Annotated in this window: 18 protein-coding genes; 7 read left to right on the top strand and 11 right to left on the bottom strand. The window is 71.1% G+C overall.

Annotated elements, in window-relative coordinates; translation table 11 throughout:
• Positions 1–27 precede the first annotated feature (27 nt).
• Complete coding sequence (locus tag ABZS64_RS22055) at positions 28–915, bottom strand: MHYT domain-containing protein (protein WP_355832110.1); 888 nt, start codon at positions 913–915, stop codon at positions 28–30.
• A 208-nt stretch (positions 916–1,123) separates the two neighbouring features.
• On the opposite strand from ABZS64_RS22055, the gene ABZS64_RS22060 reads away from it, so the two are divergent.
• Both ABZS64_RS22060 and ABZS64_RS22065 read left to right on the top strand, forming a co-directional pair.
• A complete protein-coding gene (locus tag ABZS64_RS22060) occupies positions 1,124–1,654 on the top strand; it encodes a methylated-DNA--[protein]-cysteine S-methyltransferase (RefSeq protein ID WP_355832113.1) in 531 nt (176 codons plus the stop codon).
• A gap of 151 nt (positions 1,655–1,805) precedes the next feature.
• Positions 1,806–3,065: an MFS transporter gene (locus ABZS64_RS22065; RefSeq protein ID WP_355832115.1), complete on the top strand. Its 1,260-nt coding sequence runs from the start codon at positions 1,806–1,808 to the stop codon at positions 3,063–3,065.
• On the opposite strand, the gene ABZS64_RS22070 is transcribed toward ABZS64_RS22065, so the two are convergent.
• From ABZS64_RS22070 to ABZS64_RS22080, 3 genes are read right to left on the bottom strand one after another with little or no spacing between them, the layout of a single operon-like run.
• Positions 3,058–4,020 carry a hypothetical protein gene (locus ABZS64_RS22070; protein WP_355832118.1) on the bottom strand — a complete coding sequence of 321 codons (963 nt, stop codon included), beginning with the start codon at positions 4,018–4,020 and terminating at the stop codon, positions 3,058–3,060. The two genes, ABZS64_RS22065 and ABZS64_RS22070, sit on opposite strands and share 8 nt — an antisense overlap.
• Entirely contained in the window at positions 4,017–5,339 is a 1,323-nt protein-coding gene (locus ABZS64_RS22075; protein ID WP_355832120.1) for an MFS transporter, read from the bottom strand. Before ABZS64_RS22075 ends, ABZS64_RS22070 begins: the two co-directional genes overlap by 4 nt.
• Complete coding sequence (locus ABZS64_RS22080; RefSeq protein WP_355832123.1) at positions 5,339–6,688, bottom strand: discoidin domain-containing protein; 1,350 nt, start codon at positions 6,686–6,688, stop codon at positions 5,339–5,341. Before ABZS64_RS22080 ends, ABZS64_RS22075 begins: the two co-directional genes overlap by 1 nt.
• Before the next feature lie 270 nt (positions 6,689–6,958).
• Here ABZS64_RS22080 and ABZS64_RS22085 point away from each other — a divergent pair, with 270 nt between their 5' ends.
• Together ABZS64_RS22085 and ABZS64_RS22090 are read left to right on the top strand one after the other, a co-directional pair.
• Positions 6,959–7,861 carry a pseudouridine-5'-phosphate glycosidase gene (locus ABZS64_RS22085; protein WP_355832126.1) on the top strand — a complete coding sequence of 301 codons (903 nt, stop codon included), beginning with the start codon at positions 6,959–6,961 and terminating at the stop codon, positions 7,859–7,861.
• Positions 7,858–8,778, top strand: a complete 921-nt coding sequence (locus tag ABZS64_RS22090; protein WP_355832129.1) for a sugar kinase — start codon at positions 7,858–7,860, stop codon at positions 8,776–8,778. The genes ABZS64_RS22085 and ABZS64_RS22090 overlap by 4 nt, the downstream gene beginning before the upstream one ends.
• On the opposite strand, the gene ABZS64_RS22095 is transcribed toward ABZS64_RS22090, so the two are convergent.
• The 3 genes from ABZS64_RS22095 to ABZS64_RS22105 form a co-directional block, all read right to left on the bottom strand.
• Positions 8,779–9,417 (bottom strand): uridine kinase, encoded by a 639-nt coding sequence (locus ABZS64_RS22095; RefSeq protein ID WP_355832132.1) that lies wholly within the window; start codon positions 9,415–9,417, stop codon positions 8,779–8,781.
• Positions 9,418–9,420: 3 nt separating this feature from the next.
• Positions 9,421–9,915, bottom strand: a complete 495-nt coding sequence (locus tag ABZS64_RS22100) for a cupin domain-containing protein (RefSeq protein WP_355832135.1) — start codon at positions 9,913–9,915, stop codon at positions 9,421–9,423.
• 482 nt (positions 9,916–10,397) lie between these two features.
• On the bottom strand, positions 10,398–11,129 hold the full coding sequence (locus ABZS64_RS22105) for a hypothetical protein (RefSeq protein ID WP_355832138.1): 732 nt from the start codon (positions 11,127–11,129) through the stop codon (positions 10,398–10,400).
• A 122-nt stretch (positions 11,130–11,251) separates the two neighbouring features.
• On the opposite strand from ABZS64_RS22105, the gene ABZS64_RS22110 reads away from it, so the two are divergent.
• Positions 11,252–11,710, top strand: a complete 459-nt coding sequence (locus ABZS64_RS22110) for a hypothetical protein (protein WP_355832142.1) — start codon at positions 11,252–11,254, stop codon at positions 11,708–11,710.
• Here the strand turns inward: ABZS64_RS22110 and ABZS64_RS22115 are convergent.
• A complete protein-coding gene (locus ABZS64_RS22115) occupies positions 11,679–12,662 on the bottom strand; it encodes a D-2-hydroxyacid dehydrogenase family protein (RefSeq protein ID WP_355832145.1) in 984 nt (327 codons plus the stop codon). The two genes, ABZS64_RS22110 and ABZS64_RS22115, sit on opposite strands and share 32 nt — an antisense overlap.
• Positions 12,663–12,677: 15 nt before the next feature.
• Here ABZS64_RS22115 and ABZS64_RS22120 point away from each other — a divergent pair, with 15 nt between their 5' ends.
• Complete coding sequence (locus tag ABZS64_RS22120; protein WP_355832148.1) at positions 12,678–13,346, top strand: DUF2293 domain-containing protein; 669 nt, start codon at positions 12,678–12,680, stop codon at positions 13,344–13,346.
• Here ABZS64_RS22120 and ABZS64_RS22125 read toward each other — a convergent pair.
• Positions 13,343–13,993, bottom strand: a complete 651-nt coding sequence (locus ABZS64_RS22125; protein ID WP_355832151.1) for a chaplin — start codon at positions 13,991–13,993, stop codon at positions 13,343–13,345. The two genes, ABZS64_RS22120 and ABZS64_RS22125, sit on opposite strands and share 4 nt — an antisense overlap.
• A gap of 148 nt (positions 13,994–14,141) precedes the next feature.
• Entirely contained in the window at positions 14,142–15,503 is a 1,362-nt protein-coding gene (locus ABZS64_RS22130; RefSeq protein ID WP_355832154.1) for an amidohydrolase, read from the bottom strand.
• 145 nt (positions 15,504–15,648) lie between these two features.
• Here ABZS64_RS22130 and ABZS64_RS22135 point away from each other — a divergent pair, with 145 nt between their 5' ends.
• On the top strand, positions 15,649–16,110 hold the full coding sequence (locus ABZS64_RS22135; protein WP_355832157.1) for a DUF3574 domain-containing protein: 462 nt from the start codon (positions 15,649–15,651) through the stop codon (positions 16,108–16,110).
• On the opposite strand, the gene ABZS64_RS22140 is transcribed toward ABZS64_RS22135, so the two are convergent.
• Positions 16,111–17,292 carry a cytochrome P450 gene (locus ABZS64_RS22140; protein WP_355832160.1) on the bottom strand — a complete coding sequence of 394 codons (1,182 nt, stop codon included), beginning with the start codon at positions 17,290–17,292 and terminating at the stop codon, positions 16,111–16,113. It lies immediately after the preceding gene.
• Positions 17,293–17,319 lie beyond the last annotated feature (27 nt).

Below are 17,319 nucleotides of genomic sequence, written 5' to 3' on the forward strand. Positions count from 1 at the left end.
GGTCAGGGCTCAGTGGCGCTCAGGGGGTCAGCGGGGCCACCGGTCGCGGGCACGCGAGGACTCCCGGCGCGGGGAACGGTCGGCGGCCCAGCCCGGGGGCTGTCCGTTCGCGGTCCTGGTGCGCTGTGCGGGCACCCCCGGACGCATGGCCGCCGCGTCCACGGGCCGCCGCCAGTCCGGCTCGCCCATCACCAGCAGCGGGTCGAACATCACCACCACTCCGGCGAGCAGCAGAAAGACGACCGGGCCGACGAGCAGGGGCGCGAGCAGCTCGGCGGGCGCGCCGCTGCTGCCCGCGGAACCGGCCGCCCGGTGGAGGTGGACGCTGACCGCCACCATCCCCGTGTAGTGCATGCCGCTCACGGCGATGCCCATCACCAGGCTGGCGCCGAGGCTGGCCAGGAACCCGTGGATCCACACGGCCGCCCAGAGGGCGGAGGTGGCGGCCACGACGGCGATCACCACGGAGAGGGCGACGGTCGGGGTGTCGTACTCGAGCTGCCCCTCCAGGCGCATTCCCGCCATACCGAGGTAGTGCATGGTGGCCACCCCGAGGCCGGTGATCGTGCCGCCGGTGACCAGCGCCATCGGGGTCGCGCCGCGGTAGCCGACGATGAAGATCCCGATCCCCACCATGACGATCGCGACGGCGAGGCTGGCGAAGGTCGTCGTTCTGTCGTAGCTGATGGGGGCCTCGGCGACGGTGAAGCCCATCATCGCGACGAAGTGCATGGTCCAGATGCCCGAGCCGATCGCGGTGGCGCCCAGGGCTAGCCAGCCCGGCTTGAAGGAGCGCCCGTTGCGGACGGATCTGGTGGTGCAGCGCAGGCCGAGGGCCCCGCCCAGACATGCCATGAGGTAGGCGGCCACGGGCGTGACGAGGCCATAGCTGAATCCGTCGACAGTCCCCTGCATGCGGTGTACGCCCTTCGCTCCTTGTGATCCCCGCGATCCCTGACGGAACGTCCGGTCCGGGGGCGAGAGTAGGGCTCGCGCCACGGTAAGCAAACATTTGAACAGAGATTTATCGACACGGATACTGTCACGGGAGGCGTTCTGGGCGGATCCGTTCACGTTCCGGCCACACCGAGCATTGTCAGTGGCCGGTCGTACGGTGGTCCGCATGAAGAGCTTCGAGTGGACCGTCGTGGGCACGGACATCGGACCGCTGCTGCTCGCCGCGACCGAGGAGGGTCTGGTGAGCGTGGTCTTCCATGCCGACCCGGCGGTACGGGACAGGGCGCTCGGGCGGCTGGCGGGGCGGCTCGCCGCCGAGCCGGTCGAGGACGCGACGGGCCTGCTGGCCGAGCCTATACGCCAGCTCGAAGAGTATTTCGCGGGCGGGCTGCGGGAGTTCGACCTGCCGCTGGACTGGTCGCTGTCCGGCGGGTTCAACCGGCAGGTGCTGCGGGAGCTGGCGGCAGGCGTGCCATTCGGCACGGTCGTCGGGTACGGAGACCTGGCCGCCCGGGTGGGCGAGCCGGGCGCGGCGCAGGCGGTGGGCGCGGCGATGGGGTCCAATCCGCTGCCTGTGGTGGTGCCGTGCCATCGGGTGGTGGAGACCGGCGGTGGGCTCGGCGGGTTCGGGGGCGGCCTGGAGACCAAGCGGAAGCTGCTGGCGCTGGAGGGTGTGCTGCCCGAGCCGCTGTTCTGAGCCGACGGCCGAGGCGCCGACCCGGCGGGAACACGGTTTCGCACGTGCGTACGGGCTGGCACACTGCGCCAGTGACCACCAGCCCTGACGCACCCGACATGTCCGATGCGCCGGACGTATGCGCTCATGCTTCCGAGCCCGGGGGTGTGCGGTGACCGCGCTCGACAAGGCCGCCGCTCCGGCACCGGTGACGGCGGACGAACTGCCCGCGCTGCGACGGCGTATCACCGCGGTGCTCATAGCCGGCCAGATACTGGGCGGGCTCGGCGTCGCGACCGGTATCGCGCTGGCCGCCGTACTGGCGCAGCAGGTGAGCGGCACCGAGGCCCTGTCCGGTCTCGCGCCGACCGCCACCGTGGCCGGGACCGCGCTGCTGTCCATGCCGCTGGCCGCGCTGATGACGGCACGCGGGCGGCGGCCCGGGCTCGTTCTGGCCTATCTGCTCGGTGCGCTGGGCGCGGGCGTGGTCGTGCTGGCCGCGGTCGTGGACAACTTTCCGCTGCTGCTCCTGGGCATGGCCGTCTTCGGCGCCGCTTCGTCCGCGAACCTTCAGGCGCGCTTCGCGGCCGCCGACCTGGCCGAGCCGGAGCGGCGCGGCCGAGCCATCTCCAATGTGGTCTGGGCGACCACGATCGGCGCGGTGCTCGGCCCCAATATCGCCGCGCCCGCGGGCCGCAGCGTCTCCGGGCTCGGCATACCGGCGGCCGCGGGCCCGTTCGTCTGGGCGGCCGGGGTGTTCCTCGTCTCCGCGGTACTGGTGCTCGTACTGCTGCGACCCGATCCGCTGCTGACCGCACGGGCGCTGTCCCCGGCCGACCGCTCCCCCGAGGGGCGTTCACTGCGGGCCGGGGTGCGGGCCGTACGCGAGTCGCCGATGGCGCGGCTCGCGCTGGTCACCGTCGCCGTCTCGCACACCGCGATGGTGTCGATCATGTCGATGACCCCGGTGGCACTCAGCCACCATGGCGCGGACATCCAGCTGATCGGCCTGGTCATCAGCGGCCATATCGCGGGCATGTACGCGTTCTCGCCGGTCATGGGCTGGCTGGCGGACCGCGTCGGCCGGCTCTCCGTGATCGGTCTCGCGGTGGGGCTGCTCTCCTTGGCCGCACTGCTCGCCGGTACGGCCGGGGCGAGCCACGGTCAGACGGCCGCCGGGCTCTTCGTACTCGGCCTCGGCTGGTCGGCGGGCCTGGTGTCAGGTTCCACGCTGCTCACGGACTCGGTGCCGCAGCCCGCCCGGGCCGCCGTGCAGGGCCTGTCCGACCTGACCATGAACACCTCGGCGGGCATCGGCGGCGCGGCCGCCGGACTGATCGTCGCGCAGGCGAGCTACGGCTGGCTGAATGTGGTCGGCGCCTGCCTGCTGCTGCCGATGGCTGCCCTCGCGGTACGCAGGGCGCTCAACTGACCGAGGCCGGCGACGAGGCATCGGGCACCAGCAGCCGGGGTTCGCCCGAGCCGTCCGCCGGGACCGTCCAGATGTCGCCGCCGCGCCCGTACGCCAGCGTGCGGTCGTCCAGCCAGGCCGCCTGGTCGTCGACGCTCTGCCGCTCCGCGAGGGGGTGCTCGCTCATGGTCCGCAGATCGAGCACGTACAGCCGCCAGGGGCGGCCCGGATCGCCGGACACCTTCTTCTTGAAAGCGATACGGGTGTTGTCGGGCGACAGCGAGGGGCATTCCGCGTTCGCGCGCAGGGCCCGGGCCGACCACCTCCGCATGTCGCCCTCGACGAGATGGGTACGGCCGCCGGTCGAGACGGTCGCGTAGAAGCGGTTGTCGTCCCGCGCGAACGTCACCCCCCAGTAGTTGAGGTCGGGGGCGTGGTGACGGCGGCCGTCGATGGTGAGCGGGATCTGCTCCATGTTCTTGACGAGATAGCCGGTGCGCAGATCGAGGATGGACGTACGGGTGGAGAAGGCGGAGGTGGCATACGAGTCGCCACTCGCGAACATCGTCCATGACAGCATCCGCCCGGAGGCCGACACGCGCGCCCGGTTGGGGATCCCGGGCAGGGCGATGCGCCGGACTTCGCGCAGTCGCCGGTCGAGCACCACGGCGTACGCGCGCGGCGGCAGGCCGGGGCGGCGGCGCAGGCACAGCGCGGTGCCGCCCGCCGCGTAGAAGCGGTCGCAGGACGGGCCCCCGGTGGCGCGCGGACCCCCATCCCCGGGTTGGCGGGCTGTGCGTCCGCTGCCGGTGTCCTGGAAGTAGAGCCCGCGCCGGGCGAGGGTGAACCCGCTGTCGGCGGACGCTTGTTGCCGGTCCTTGGCCGCCCGGACGGTGTAGCCGGCGGCGGCCCCGGACAGGACGACGACCACGAGGACGATCACCGCGATCCGGGCGCGCGGGCTCAGGTGCGTCATGACACATTCCCTTCGGCACGCGGGACTTCGGCACATGGGGCTTCGGTACGCGGGGCTTCGGTACGCGGGACTTCGGTACGCGGGACTTCGGTACGCGGGAGGACCGTCCACGCCCCCGCCAGCGCCGCCGCCAGAGCGACCGCCGCCGCGGCCAGCGCGGGCCGCGGCCCCCAGAGGGTCCATGCCGCCCCGAACCCGGCCGCAGCGATCAGCCGGGCCACCGCCTGGCCGGTCTGCAGCAGCGCAAGACCACTCGCCCGCCGGGCCACCGGCAGTACGGGTCCGGCCAGCGCCATCAGCACCCCGTCGGTGGCCGCGTAGAACACTCCGAGCAACAGCAGTACGCAGACGAGCAGAGACGGGCCGCCGATGGGGCCCAGCAGCAGCAGATAAGCGATGAGCAGCGCGCCGTGTCCGTACAGAAAGGGCCGCCGGCGGCCGACGCGGTCCGCGATCCGGCCCGCCGGAAGCGCGAGCAGCAGATAGACGGCCGCGGCGCCCAGCGGCAGCAGCGGAAACCAGCTCACCGCGACGTCCAGCCTGCGCTGCAGCAGCAGATAGACGAACGCGTCCCCGATGGTGGCCGCGCCGAGCAGTGCCGCCGCGTACACGATGCGGCGGAACGTCGTGTTCCGCAGGACGTCGAACACCCTGCGGGATCCGGGAGTCGGCGCAGACGGCGCAGACGGCGGCCCCAGGTGGCCGGGCACACACACGACCAGCAGCAGCACCCCCAGCAGCCCCACGCAGAAACTCACCACGAACACCGCGTCGTACGCGTCCGCCGTCGCCCACAGCAACGCGAACGCGGCGAGCGGCCCGAGCAGCGCGCCCGTCGTGTCCATCGCCCGGTGCACGCCGAAGGCACGCCCCAGCGCGTCCGGCGGACTGCTCAGCGAGATCAGGGCATCGCGCGGGGCGGTTCTGATGCCCTTGCCGATACGGTCCGCCGCCAGCGCCGCCGCGATCCCGGCCGTCGCGCCGCCCGCGAGCAGCAGGGCGAGCCGCGAGCAGGCGGAGAGGGCGTAGCCGGTCCCGGCGACGCGTTTGTGCCGTCCGCCGCGGTCGGCGGCATGACCGCCGATGAGCCGTACGAGCGCGGTCGCACCGTTGAACATCCCGTCCAGGAAGCCGAATTGGAGCGGGGAGAGACCAAGACCCAGGACGAAGTAGAGCGGCAGCACGGCCGTGACCATCTCGGACGAGATGTCCGTGACCAGGCTGACCGCGCCCAGCGCGAGAACAGTTCCGGACACACGCCGCCCCGCCCCGGCTGCGAGCGCGGGCGGCGTGTCCTGGCGAGCGGTGGCCAGATACATCAGTGGCAGGTGTAGTTCGGGCCGGTGTCCTTGGCGCGGCCGTCCGTCCCGATGTACTGCCAGCCGTATCCCGTGTCCGTGAAGTCCAGCTTCAGCACGCCGTACGGACCACTGATCCGCTTCTGGCTGTTGGGCTGCACCTCTTCGATCGGGTAGGGCTCGGCACCGCCCATGCCGCCGACGATCTCGACGACGCCGTCGGCGACGGCCTTCCCGTCCGGGTTCTGGGGGGCGAACCGCTCGTAGTGGTGGTCGTGGCCGTTGAGCACGAGATCGGCCCTGGCTCCGTAGAGGATCTTCCATACCGGCTTGCTGACCGGGTCGTTGCCGTGCCCGCCGGAGCTGAAGAGCGGATGGTGCCAGTAGGCGGCGATGCAGCTCCTGGTGTTGCGGGCGAGGTCGTCCTTGAGCCACTGGATCTGCGCGCTCTGGTCGAAGGAGTTGGAGTCGAGCGCGATGAAGTGCCAGTTGCCCTCGTCGTAGCTGTAGTAGGGCTTGCCCTGCGGATACGCGATCGAGCCGAAGTACGCCTTGTATCCGGCGAGGGCACCGGCCGGGTCGTATGTCTCGTGGTTGCCGGGCACCGGCCGGGTCTTCGCCTTGAAGGCGCCCCAGGTCTTGTCGTAGTAGGCGCGGAAGTCGGCGATCCGGGCGTCGTCGTACTGGTTGTCGCCCATCGTCAGATAGAACTTCGGGCTGATCCTCTGTGCCTGCGCGGCGGTCTTCGGGTGTGCGCACGAGCTCGACGACGCGGTGCACTGCGCGGCGATGTCGCCCGCGGCGACCACCGTGAAGGCGCCGGCCGGTGGCCCTGTGCCGTCGAGGGTGCCGTAGACCTCGGCCTCGTGGAGCGAGTAGCCGTACGAAGTGCCGCGAGCCGTGCCGTACACGCGCAGATAACGGCCCTTGCCGGTCAGCCCGGTAAGGTCGTCCAGGCCGCCGTTGCCCGCCGTCTCCGTGGCGACGGTCGTCCAGGCGGAGCCGTCGGCGGAGACGTCGACGCGGTACGACGTGGCGTATGCGGCCTCCCAGTTGAGCGTGACCCGGGAGACGGTGGCGGTGGCGCCGAGGTCGACCCGGATCCACTGCGGATCCTTGCCCTCGGCGGAGGACCAGCGGGTGGCGGGATCGCCGTCGAAGGCATTGCCCGCGTCGAAAGCGGCGCTCTCGACGGACGATGCGGTGGCGGGCTTGCCGCGCGAGACGAGCGGGTCCGCGGCACTCGCGGGGACTCTCGCGTCGGCGCGGTCGGGATAGGCCATGAGTACACCGGCGAGCAACAGCAACAGGGCGGCGATGATGCCGGATGTCGCAGTACGGCGTGGTGAGGCGGAGGCGGGCAGGCGCATACCTGGGCTCCCTGGACGGGGACGGCGAGAGCTGGACACCGTGCGGACCGCTGCGTCCTGGGCGTGGCGCAGCGCACGGCGGCCGGGTCAGAGCTCTCGCTGAGCGCGTCACGCCCGGGAGTCGGGCGCCGCGCCAAGCCGCTGGAGGCAGCGTGGCAATGAGCCATGCTCCTGTCAATAGCCGACAGGAAACCTTCCTACCAAATGAGGCCCGCCCCGGCCTCACCCCGGCCGGGTTTGGGCGTGGCCCTCCCGTGCCAGGGATGGGACATGCAGCTGACCGAAGTGACCGAGGAAGTACAGGAAGCGCTCGCCGCGCACCGGCCCGTCGTGGCCCTGGAGTCGACGATCATCGCGCACGGGCTGCCGCGTCCCCGTAATCTCGCCGTCGCCGAGGAGCTGGAGGAGCTCGTACGTTCCGAGGGCTCCGTCCCCGCGACAGTCGCCGTCCTCGACGGAAAGGTCCATATCGGCCTGGACAAGCGGCAGTTGGAGCGGGTCGCGGGCGACGATGACGTACGCAAGCTGGGGCACCGGGATCTTGCGCCCGCGCTGGCGGCTGGGGCGAGCGGGGCTACGACCGTCTCGGCGACGGCGTTCCTCGCCGCGCGGGCCGGGATCCGGGTCTTCGCGACCGGCGGCCTGGGCGGAGTGCACCGCGAGTGGACCGAGACACAGGACGAGTCGGCGGATCTGCGGCTGCTCGCCCAGACCCCGATCGCGGTGGTCTGCGCGGGCGTGAAGTCGGTTCTGGATGTCCCCGCGACGCTGCAGCGGCTGGAGACGCTGGGCGTCGGGATCCTCGGGTACGGCACGCAGGAATTCCCCGGCTTCTATCTGACCTCCTCCGGGGAGCCGGTCGACTGGACCGTCCGTACGCCGCAGGAGGCGGCCGAAGTGATCCGGGCCAGAGACGCACTCGGCAGGCCCGACGCCGCGCTGATCGTCGCGAATCCGGTCCCGGAGACGCAACAGCTGGATCCGGCGCTGCACGACCGGGTCCTCGGCGAGGCGCTGGACGAGTGCCGGGAGCGGGGCATCGTCGGCCAGGCCGTGACTCCCTTCCTGCTCGACTATCTGATGCGGCGCACGGAGGGGGCGTCACTGGAGGCGAATGTGGCGGCGGTGCGCGGGAATGTCCGGCTGGCGGCCCGGATCGCGGCGGCGCTGTGACGGTCGCCGCCGGTGCGGGCCCAGGTGCCCTGCTCGTCATCGGCGATGTGGTCACCGATGTGGTGGCCCGGCACCACGCGCCCCTCGCCCGGGGCACGGACACGGCCGCCGCGATCCGCATTCTGCCGGGCGGGGCAGGGGCCAACGTGGCCTGCTGGGCGGCGCGTTGGGGCTGCCCGGACGTACGGATACTGGCACGGGTCGGCCAGGACGAGGCGGGCTGGCACGACGCCCGGCTGCGCGCCGCGGGCGTACGGCCGCTCCTCGTCCCCGACGCCGAGGCACCCACGGCCACGGTCATCGCCCTCGTCGACGCGTCCGCCGAGCGGACCTTCCTCACCGACAGCGGCGCGGTGCTGCGGCTGTCCCCGGCCGACTGGTCGCCGACGCTGCTCGACGGCGTCGGCCATCTGCATCTGTCCGGCTATCTCCTCTTCGCCGACATCAGCCGACAACTGGCCCTGCTCGCCATGGAGTCGGCGCGAGAGCTCGGCATCCCGGTCAGCGTGGATCCGGCATCGGCGGGCTTCATCTCGGCGCTCGGCGTGGACCGGATGCTGTCTGCGCTCTCCGGCGCGGACGTCCTCGTCCCCAACGCCGATGAGGCCCGCCTGCTGACCGGCCTGCCGGACCCGTCCGACGCCGCCGCGAAGCTGAGCCTCCATGTCCCGCTGACGGTCGTGACCTTGTGCGCCGACGGTGCCCTGGTCGCCGAGTCGGGCACGGTCACGGCCCGTGTTCCGCCCGTCCCGGCCGATGCGGTGGACTCCACGGGCGCGGGCGACGCCTTCACGGGTGCGTTCCTCGCCGCCCGGCTCGCGGGCGCTGATCCGGCGACGGCCGCGGCGGAGGGCTGCCGGGCGGGCGCCGAGGCGGTGACACTGATCGGCGGACGGCCCGATCGGCTGCCGACCTGATCAGCGCAGGCCGCCCCACGCGGGGTGACGCGGATCATCGGCCCGTACGAGCACATCTGCCGCTTCCCCGGGTCCCACCTCGTTCTCGTACCGCTCGAAGGCGGGCAGCGTCCAGCGCTCGCTTTCCTGGGTACGCCGCCGCAGCGCCGCGGGCGACAGCCGCAGATGCACGCTCAGATCGAACGGGAACCAGTGCCCGAGCAGAAACGGCCCGTGCAGCAACAGCACACCGCCGGGCGGGAGTTCGACATGCGCACTGCGGGTGGCGCGGTCGCTCACAAGATCCCACAGATCGGGCAGCACCCGCCCGCTGCCGCCCGCCTCCAGTGGCCCGAAGACCTCCCGCCACAGCGCCCCGGTGTCGTACCAGCCGCTGTAGTACGTCTCGGGGTCCTCGCGCCCGTACTCGTACCGCAGCGACGCGGGCCGCAGAAACCCTTCGGTCCCCACGACGAGGACGCCCCGCCCCCGCACCCGCAGCGCCTCGCCGACCCTCCCGGCAAGCTCCCCGGTCTGCGCGGCGGGCGCCCCGTCGACGGCGATCCGCAGCCGGGAACTGCCGTCATCGGCCTTGACCTCCATGGCCTTGTCGGCGATGGCCTCGGTCAGCCGTTCCCAGGTGATCGCTTCGAATTGCATGGCCTACTTGCCTGTGGCCTGCTTGCCTGTGGCCTGCTTACCGGCGCACGGCGGCGCGTCCGCGTCGTTCGACAACGGGCTGCCCTGGGGCAGCAGATACGTCACGTACAGCACCAGCGGCTCGCTGCCCAGGTTGCGCCCGATGTGCCGGTGCCGCGGCCCGGCCGGCTCGACGAAGGCCTTACCGGCAGTGGTGACCTCGACGGAGCAGTCGTCCAGAGTCCGCGTCAGCGTCCCGGACTTGACGACGGCGAGAACCTGCCCGGGGTGCGAGTGCCAGCCGGTGGAACCGCCCGGGGCGATCGTGATCGTCCGTACGACCACATCCGTCTTCCCCTTGGCCTTCAGCTTGAGGGTCCCCTCGGAGACGCCCTGCGCGAGGACCGTGCCCGAAACGCCGCTGCCGGGCGTGGCGTTCGCCGCGGAGGGCACCGTCGCGAGCGCCGCCAGGCATCCGACCAGGACCATCGCCGTACGCGTTCTGTCCTTGAACCCCATGGAACTCCTCCAAGTCACCAACGTCGCCAAAACCGCCCCAACGTACCGGATGAGAATTCTGTCCCGGGCCCGGAAACGGGAGCGGGCCCGGGGGCGTAGCCGGCCCCCGAGCCCTGTGATGCCGCCCATGTAGCACGCCGGCACGCTTGAGAACCCAGGTCAGTCATCATGTCGCCGCGTCCTGCCTTTGGACCACCGCACATCGAGCTGTGCGGGCCGGACTTGAACCGGCATTTCGACGCACCGGGGCCTGGGCCCGGTCGATCCGGCGATCGGCGGCGAATGCTGAGTCTGGAGCAATAGTCTGAGATTGATCGCGGTCTGCCTCTGCCGAGTTGGGCTACCGCGGCCCGTCGTTACGGAGAATGCCGCGGGGAGGACTCGAACCTCCACTGGAACCGCGCAGTCACGACAAGCTTCAGTTTCAGCTTGCGCTCCTCGCGCACCCCGCCCGCACACCGGCGGACGGGGAGTCATTGAGGCTACCCGAACAGGTAGCCGAACACGGCGTCACCCACCCGCTGGTCGGTGACCTCCGCGCCGTTCGCCTCCTCGCGGGCGAACTTCACGGCCTGCTGAAGCTTCTCCACCCGCTCAAGGAGTTCGTTCACCCGCCGGGCCGGCAGCGCTCCGGAGAACTTCACGGTCGTCCAGTAACCGACCGGTATGTCCTCGTAGTACACCTCGACCTGCGCCGGGTGCTTCTCGGTCGCCTCGGCCTTCACATGGTTGCGCGGCACCTTCTTCGTACGAAGGGTGCGCACCGCCTCCGTCTTCCACGCGTCCGTCGACGGGTCCTGCGCCCATGACTCCGAGGCGTCGAGCACCGGGAGCTTGCGCACAAAGGTGTTGATGTCCGTGAGCTGCTTCTCCAGGAAGAGGAGATAAGCGACCGGCACATCGCTCACGAGGACGCGACCGTCCACGGTCACATCGGCACGCGCAGCACAGTTGGCCCAGTCCTTCGTGGCGGTCACGTCGAACAGCCGCGTCAGCGTCTTCGCGGTCTCGCGCAGCACATCCTCGGCCTTGACCTGGACACGCGTGGACTCGGGCGGCAGCTGCTCGCCCTCCTCGTCCTTGGGCTGGTACGTACGCGAGATTCCGGCCAGCAGCGCAGGCTTCTGGAGCCCGTGATGGGCGGCCGTCAGGTCCTGATGCGCCTTGGACTTGACGCCTTTCTCGACTGCGATGATCTGATTGAGTTTCGCCACGTCGATCAAGCTACCAAGCCCGCCCGCGCGCACTCGAACGATTATTCAGATCCGAAGTTCAGACCCGAAGTTCAGATCCCTTGCTCAGTTCCCTTGCTCAGATCCCTCGGGGAGTACGCACCATGGAGACAGCCGTCATCGCGGTCATCGGCACCCTGCTGGGCTCGGTGGCCACGCATTTCTTCCAGCGCCAGACGGCCGAGCGCAGCGCCGCCCTCAGCCGCGCCGAACAGCTGCGCCAGGAACGGATCTCCGCCTACAGCGCCTTCGCGGGCGCGCTCGTCGACTACCGGCGCGGCCAGAACGACCGCTGGCACCGGGCGCAGGAGGCGCCGGGCAGCTCGGTGGCCGAGGAGGCGCGCATCGACTCCTACCGGCTGCGCTCCAGCGCCCATCAGGCGCTGATCCGGGTCCAGTTGGTCTGCGACGACACTCAGGCGCTCGAACTGGCCGCGTCCGCCTTCGAGGTGACGAACTGCATGCACGAGGCGCCGGACGAGGCGGACCGCTCGCAGCGCTCCGAGCAGGCCCGCGAGACACTGTCCGAGTTCATCGGGGCGGCGGCGCCGGGCGTGCGCTGAGCACGCGCAGGGGGCGGCCTTCGAGATAGGCCGCGATGTCCTCGACGGCTCCCTGGAAGTACCCCTCGTAGTTGCGCCGGGTGACATAGCCGAGGTGCGGCAGCCCGAGGAAGTTCGGCGCGGTGCGCAGCGGGTGGTCGGCGGGCAGCGGCTCCTGCTCGAAGACATCGGCGCCCGCTCCGGCGATCCAGCCGTCGTGCAGCGCCTGGACGAGCGCCGCCTGGTCGACGATCGCGGCCCGCGAGGTGTTGACGAGACAGGCCGTACGCCGCATCCGCTTGAGCTCACTCGCCCCGACCAGACCGCGGGTGCGTTCGCTGAGCTGCAGATGTACGGAGACGAAGTCACCGGCCTCGAGCAACTCCCCGAGGGAGTGGGCGCGTACGACTCCGGTTTCGGCGGCGCGCTCGTCGGTGAGGTTCTGGCTCCAGGCCATGACCTCCATGCCGAAGGCCTGTCCGACGCGGGCGACCTTCGCGCCGATCTTTCCGAGGCCGAGGAGCGCGAGCCGGCGGCCGTGCAGATCGGCGCCGATCGTGGACTGCCAGGGGCCGCCGTCCCGCAGGGCCGAGCCCTCCTGCACCACATGGCGTGCGAGACCGAGGATCAGCGCCCAGGTGAGCTCGGCTGGCGGCTCGGAGCCGCTTGCGGTGCCGCACACCGTCACGCCGTGCCGGGCAGCGGCATCGAGGTCGATCGAGGCGTTGCGCATACCGGAGGTGATCAGCAGCTTGAGGCGCGGCAGACGGGCGAACAGCGACTCCGGGAAGGGGGTCCGCTCGCGCATCGCGACCAGGATCTCGCAGTCGCCGACCGCTTCGGCCACCTCGCCCTCGGACGTGAAATGGCGTTGCAGCGACCGGACTTCGACATCGGGTGCGAGGGCCGCCCAGTCCGCCATGGAGAGGGCAACATCCTGGTAGTCGTCGAGTACGGCACAGCGCAGCGTCATGGGAGCGGAGCGTACATGGATCTTGTGGTGATCCAGCCACTGAAAGGGCGGCACTGCGGGGAGTGCCGTCAGGGGCCCCTTCCCATGCATCTGCTGGAGTTCAACGCGCCGGTCTGCCTGGACTGTGCCGACCTCGCCCATCTCGTCTTCCTGCCGCGGGGCAGCGCTGCACTCACCCGGCGCGCCCGCGAGGCGAGTTCGCTGTGCGCGGTCGTGGTCCGCTTCAACCGCCGCGGCAATCGGTACGAACGCCAGGGGCTGCTCGTCGAGGAGGCCGCCCTGGCCCGCGCCGAGTCGGCCTGTCTGGCGGACGCGGATGCCCGGGCCCGCTGCCGGGAGCGGGACGCGGTGCGCCGGGCGGCCGAGGATGTGCGGTTCACCGCCTCGTTCGCGGCGGAGATCCTGCGGCTGTTCCCCGGCTGTCCGCCCGCCCGCGGCCAGGATGTTGCCGCGCACGCTTCGGCACGTGGCAGCGGCAGGGTGGGCCGCACCGCGGCGGGCCGCTCCTTGGAGGAGGGTGCGGTCACGGCCGCGGTGCGGGCTTCCGTACGGCATCTTGACACGGAGTACGACGCCCTGCTGATGGCCGGGGTCGCCCGCAACGTGGCGCGGGTCCGGGTGGCGGCGGTGATCGAGGGGGTGCTGGCGTCCTGGTCCCGGCCTGACCGACCGGACAGGGCCTAGGACTCGTGGGCGGACCGGGCACGGCGGTAGAGGACGGCGCCGCCGAGGAGCAGGGCGGCGCTCGCGGGTACGGCGAACCCGACCACGGATCCGGCACCGGTCTGGGCGAGGCCCACCTGGGGTCCGGGCGTCTCGGGGGCCGGTGCGGGGGTGTGGGGCGCCGCGGGCTTCGGCGGGGTGGCGGGCCGCGGGCGGACGGGCGGCTTGCCGGGGGTGTTGGACGAGGAGTTGCCGGTGGCGGCGTTTCCGATACTGACGATGTTTACGGAGTTGCCGGTGACGTTGACGGGCAGATCGATGGGGACCTGGACGCCGTTGCCCGACAGGACACCAGGGGAATCCTTTCTGCCGCCTTCGGCGGTGGCACCGCCGGGCTGGTGGCCGTGGTGCGAACCGCCGCCCCCGTGCGAGGTGTTGGCGCAGGAGTTGCCGGACGCGGGGTTGAGCAGTCCGACGACGTTGACGGTGTTGCCACAGACGTTGACCGGGACATTCACCGGAAGCTGCACCGTGTTGCCGGACAGCACTCCGGGCGAACGAGCCGCACCGCCGTCCGCGTTGGAGTCGGCATGCGCGTATCCCGCCATGGCGAGCGCGCCACCCGCGAGCATCACGGTGGCCAGACCCTTTCGGTGAACCTGCCTCATGGGTTCCTGCCTTCAGGAGAAGTTCGCGGGCACTCGCCCGCACCCGAACCAACGTCCATGAGGCCATTCGGGTTATGGCAAATCGTTCTTTCACTCAATCGAGTGGGCGGCTTATCGAACTGGTCCCTTGGTGTCGACCGGACAGGGCCTAGCCGTCGTAGTCCTGGATCCGTCGGCCCTTCCGGCGTTCGGTCAACGCGGGCAGCTGCTCGGTGAGTTCGACCACGATCGCAGGCAGGTCGAGCGTCAGCAGCCGCCGGTCCCGCATCAGCACCCGCCCGTCGACGACTGTGGTCCGTACATCCCCGGAGCGGGCGCTGTGCACAAGCGTCGCCGCGATGTCGTGCATCGGCTGGGTGTGCGGCCCGCTCAGATCCACCAGGATCAGATCCGCCCGCCGCCCCGGCGCGAGCGCGCCGATCTGCTCGCCGAGCCCGATAGCCCGCGCACTCTGCGTCGTCGCGTGATCGAGCGCCTGGCGCGCGGTCAGCCAGGCCGGGTCCCCCTCCGCGGACTTCTGCACCAGCGCGGTGAGCGCCATGCTCTCCCACACGTCGAGGGTGTTGTTCGACGCGGCCCCGTCGGTGGCGAGCCCGACGGGAATCCCGACGGATGCGAGCGCCCGGACCGGCGTCGTGTCCCAGGCGAACTTGAGATACCCCCTGGGCGCGCTGGCGACCGCGATCCGCCCGGCGCCCCGCTGCAGAACGGACAGGTCCTTCTCGGTGATCCCGGTTCCGTGCGCGATGAGCACATCCACGTCCAGCAGACCGGCCCGCTCCAGCACCTCGATCGGCGTACGCCCGCACCGCGCAAGGCTGTTGTCCGTCTGGCCCTTGTTCTCGGCGGCATGGATGTGCACCAGCAGCCCGTGCCGGCGCGCGAGCCCGGCGGTGGTCTCGAGATCCTCGTCGTCGACGGTGTACGGGGCGTGGGGAGCCAGCGATGTGGTGATCCGGCCATCGGCCGCACCCCGCATCCGCAACGCGAAGTCGAGCGACCGCTCCCGCCCCTCGGCACCCTGACTGGAGAAGTACGCCCAGCCGAGATTGGCCCGCAGCCCGCTGTCCACCACCGCGGCGGCGACCTTGTCCATCGAGAAGTAGTGATCGGCGAACGCCGTGACCCCACCCCGGATCATCTCGGCACAGGCGAGCCGCGCCCCCAGCTCGACGACCCGGTCGGTGAGGTTGGACTCGATGGGCCAGATCCAGTCGTTGAACCACTCCTCCACCGGCATGTCCTCGGCGACTCCGCGCAGGGCGACCATCGGTGAGTGCGTATGGCAGTTGATGAGTCCGGGCATGGCGAGCTGCCCACGGCCGTCGATGCGCTCGACGGCGGGGACTTCGGCGGCGGCGCCGGCGGACGTGACGGCCTCGATGACCGCACCGCGTACGACGACGGCCGCGTCCTCGACGAAGTCGATCTCGCCCTGCTCCCCGTGTACGAGGGCGATGCACCCTTCGATGACAAGTTCGGCGGGCCGGCCGGCGTCCGCAGCAGCCATCTGTTCCTCCTTCTGACTTCTGACGTCATGGGGTTCTCAGTGTGTCGGCATTTCCGGGGCGTCGAGCCGTGCCAAGGTCAGCGCGCACGTGACAGCCCGCCGTGCACCCGCCACGCAGAACCACCGAAGGAAGGGATCCCCACCCGTGCCCACCTTGAAGCAGCGCACCCTGCTCGCCGTCGCCGGTGCGACCGTCGCCGTTCTGGGGGTGAGCGCTCCCACGGCCTCCCCCACGGCCTCTCCCTCGTCCCGGAGCGCGACGGCCGAGGCGCGCGGCTCGGCGTATCTCGAGACGCGGCTGTTCTTCGGCACGGAGCGGCCCGACGGCGGGCCCGATGTGACCGACGCAGAGTTCATGGCCTTCGTCGACAACTCGGTCACGCCGAGCTTCCCGTCCGGGCTGACGATCCAGGACGGCCGTGGGCAGTGGCGGGACTCCAACGGCACCATCGAGAAGGAGCGTTCGTACGAGCTGATCCTGCTCTACCCGGCCGCGGAGGCACACGTACGCCACCCGCAGATCGAGCGGATCCGCGAGGCCTACGCGGCGGCGTACGCACAGGACTCGGTGGCCCGGCTGGACGAGCCGACGCTCGCCGACTTCTGATCAGTAGCGAACGGGCAGAGTCAGCAGCCCCCGTGCCCGCATCGAGGGGCGCCGGCGCAGCTCGCTCACCGGGGCGTCGAGCTCCAGCCGCGGAAACCGCTCGAGCAGCGCGGCGAGAGCGATCTCGGTCTCCATCCGGGCCAGGGGTGCGCCCAGGCAGTAGTGGATGCCGTGCCCGAGCGCGAGATGGCCGGTGGCGTCACGGCCGATGTCGAGGCGGTCAGGGTCGGTGAAACGGTGCGGGTCGCGGTGGGCGGCCGCGAGCGAGAGCAGGACGGTCCCGCCCGCCGGGATCGTGACGCCGCCGATGGAGATGTCCTCGAGGGGGAAGCGGCGGATGGCCAGCGGTGCGGGGCCGTCGTAACGGGCCAACTCCTCGACGGCGCCGGCCAGTCGGCCAGGGTCGGCGCGCAGCGCGGCCAGTTGGTCGGGGTGGCTGAGCAGGGCAAGCGTGGCGTTGCCTATGAGGTGGACGGTGTTCTCGTATCCGGCGAACAGGATGAGGAAGGCAAGGGACATCAGCTCGTCCTCGCTCAGCCGGTCTTCCTCGTCGCGTACCGCGATCAGGGCGGAGAGCAGGTCGTCGGCCGGCTCGGCGCGCTTGCGGGCGATGAGCTGGGTGAAGGACGCCAACAGGCCGCCGACCGCTTCCTTCGCCCGTGACGGCTCCGCAGGGTCCGGGGCAACCAGGGCATCGGTCCACGCCCGGAAATCGCGCCGGTCTTCCGGAGCCACGCCGAGCAGGTCGCAGATGACTCTGATCGGCAGCGGCGCGGCGTACGAGGCGATCAGATCGGCGCGGCCATTCGGGGCGATGGCGTCCAACAGCTGATCGGCTGTTCTCCGGATCGGCTCGCGCAGCTGCGCGACGCGGCGTGGGGTGAACGCCTGGGACACCAGACGCCGGATGCGGGTGTGGTCCGGCGGGTCCATGTTGAGCAGATTCGCGTCCAGCGCCGGCGGCAGCGCCATCCCCCGGTAATTGCCAGGTGCCGCGTTGCGCTTGTCCAGGGAGAGCCGGGGATCGGCGAGTGCCTGGCGTACGTCGTCGTAGCGGGTGACCAGCCAGGCCGGCAGACCGTCCGTCCCGGCGATGCGGTGGACGGGCCCAGCCTCGCGGAGGCGCGCGTACACGGCGTAGGGGTCGGCCACCAGCTCGCTCGTGGGATCTTGGAGTGCCATGTCCCCAGCCTAGACAAGCGACTTGTC

The sequence above is a fragment of the Streptomyces sp. NPDC005408 genome (genome assembly GCF_040606445.1).
GTDB lineage: Bacteria > Actinomycetota > Actinomycetes > Streptomycetales > Streptomycetaceae > Streptomyces.

Bases quoted from the DNA above. Each gene is read 5' to 3' on its own strand.
- ABZS64_RS22055 (WP_355832110.1), bottom strand. From the start codon at position 915: ATGCAGGGGACTGTCGACGGATTCAGCTATGGCCTCGTCACGCCCGTG.
- ABZS64_RS22095 (WP_355832132.1), bottom strand. From the start codon at position 9,417: ATGCAATTCGAAGCGATCACCTGGGAACGGCTGACCGAGGCCATCGCC.
- ABZS64_RS22075 (WP_355832120.1), bottom strand. From the start codon at position 5,339: ATGTATCTGGCCACCGCTCGCCAGGACACGCCGCCCGCGCTCGCAGCC.
- ABZS64_RS22125 (WP_355832151.1), bottom strand. From the start codon at position 13,993: ATGAGGCAGGTTCACCGAAAGGGTCTGGCCACCGTGATGCTCGCGGGT.
- ABZS64_RS22115 (WP_355832145.1), bottom strand. From the start codon at position 12,662: ATGACGCTGCGCTGTGCCGTACTCGACGACTACCAGGATGTTGCCCTC.
- ABZS64_RS22060 (WP_355832113.1), top strand. From the start codon at position 1,124: ATGAAGAGCTTCGAGTGGACCGTCGTGGGCACGGACATCGGACCGCTG.
- ABZS64_RS22070 (WP_355832118.1), bottom strand. From the start codon at position 4,020: ATGACGCACCTGAGCCCGCGCGCCCGGATCGCGGTGATCGTCCTCGTG.
- ABZS64_RS22140 (WP_355832160.1), bottom strand. From the start codon at position 17,292: ATGGCACTCCAAGATCCCACGAGCGAGCTGGTGGCCGACCCCTACGCC.
- ABZS64_RS22120 (WP_355832148.1), top strand. From the start codon at position 12,678: ATGGATCTTGTGGTGATCCAGCCACTGAAAGGGCGGCACTGCGGGGAG.
- ABZS64_RS22100 (WP_355832135.1), bottom strand. From the start codon at position 9,915: ATGGGGTTCAAGGACAGAACGCGTACGGCGATGGTCCTGGTCGGATGC.
- ABZS64_RS22130 (WP_355832154.1), bottom strand. From the start codon at position 15,503: ATGGCTGCTGCGGACGCCGGCCGGCCCGCCGAACTTGTCATCGAAGGG.
- ABZS64_RS22085 (WP_355832126.1), top strand. From the start codon at position 6,959: ATGCAGCTGACCGAAGTGACCGAGGAAGTACAGGAAGCGCTCGCCGCG.
- ABZS64_RS22110 (WP_355832142.1), top strand. From the start codon at position 11,252: ATGGAGACAGCCGTCATCGCGGTCATCGGCACCCTGCTGGGCTCGGTG.
- ABZS64_RS22080 (WP_355832123.1), bottom strand. From the start codon at position 6,688: ATGCGCCTGCCCGCCTCCGCCTCACCACGCCGTACTGCGACATCCGGC.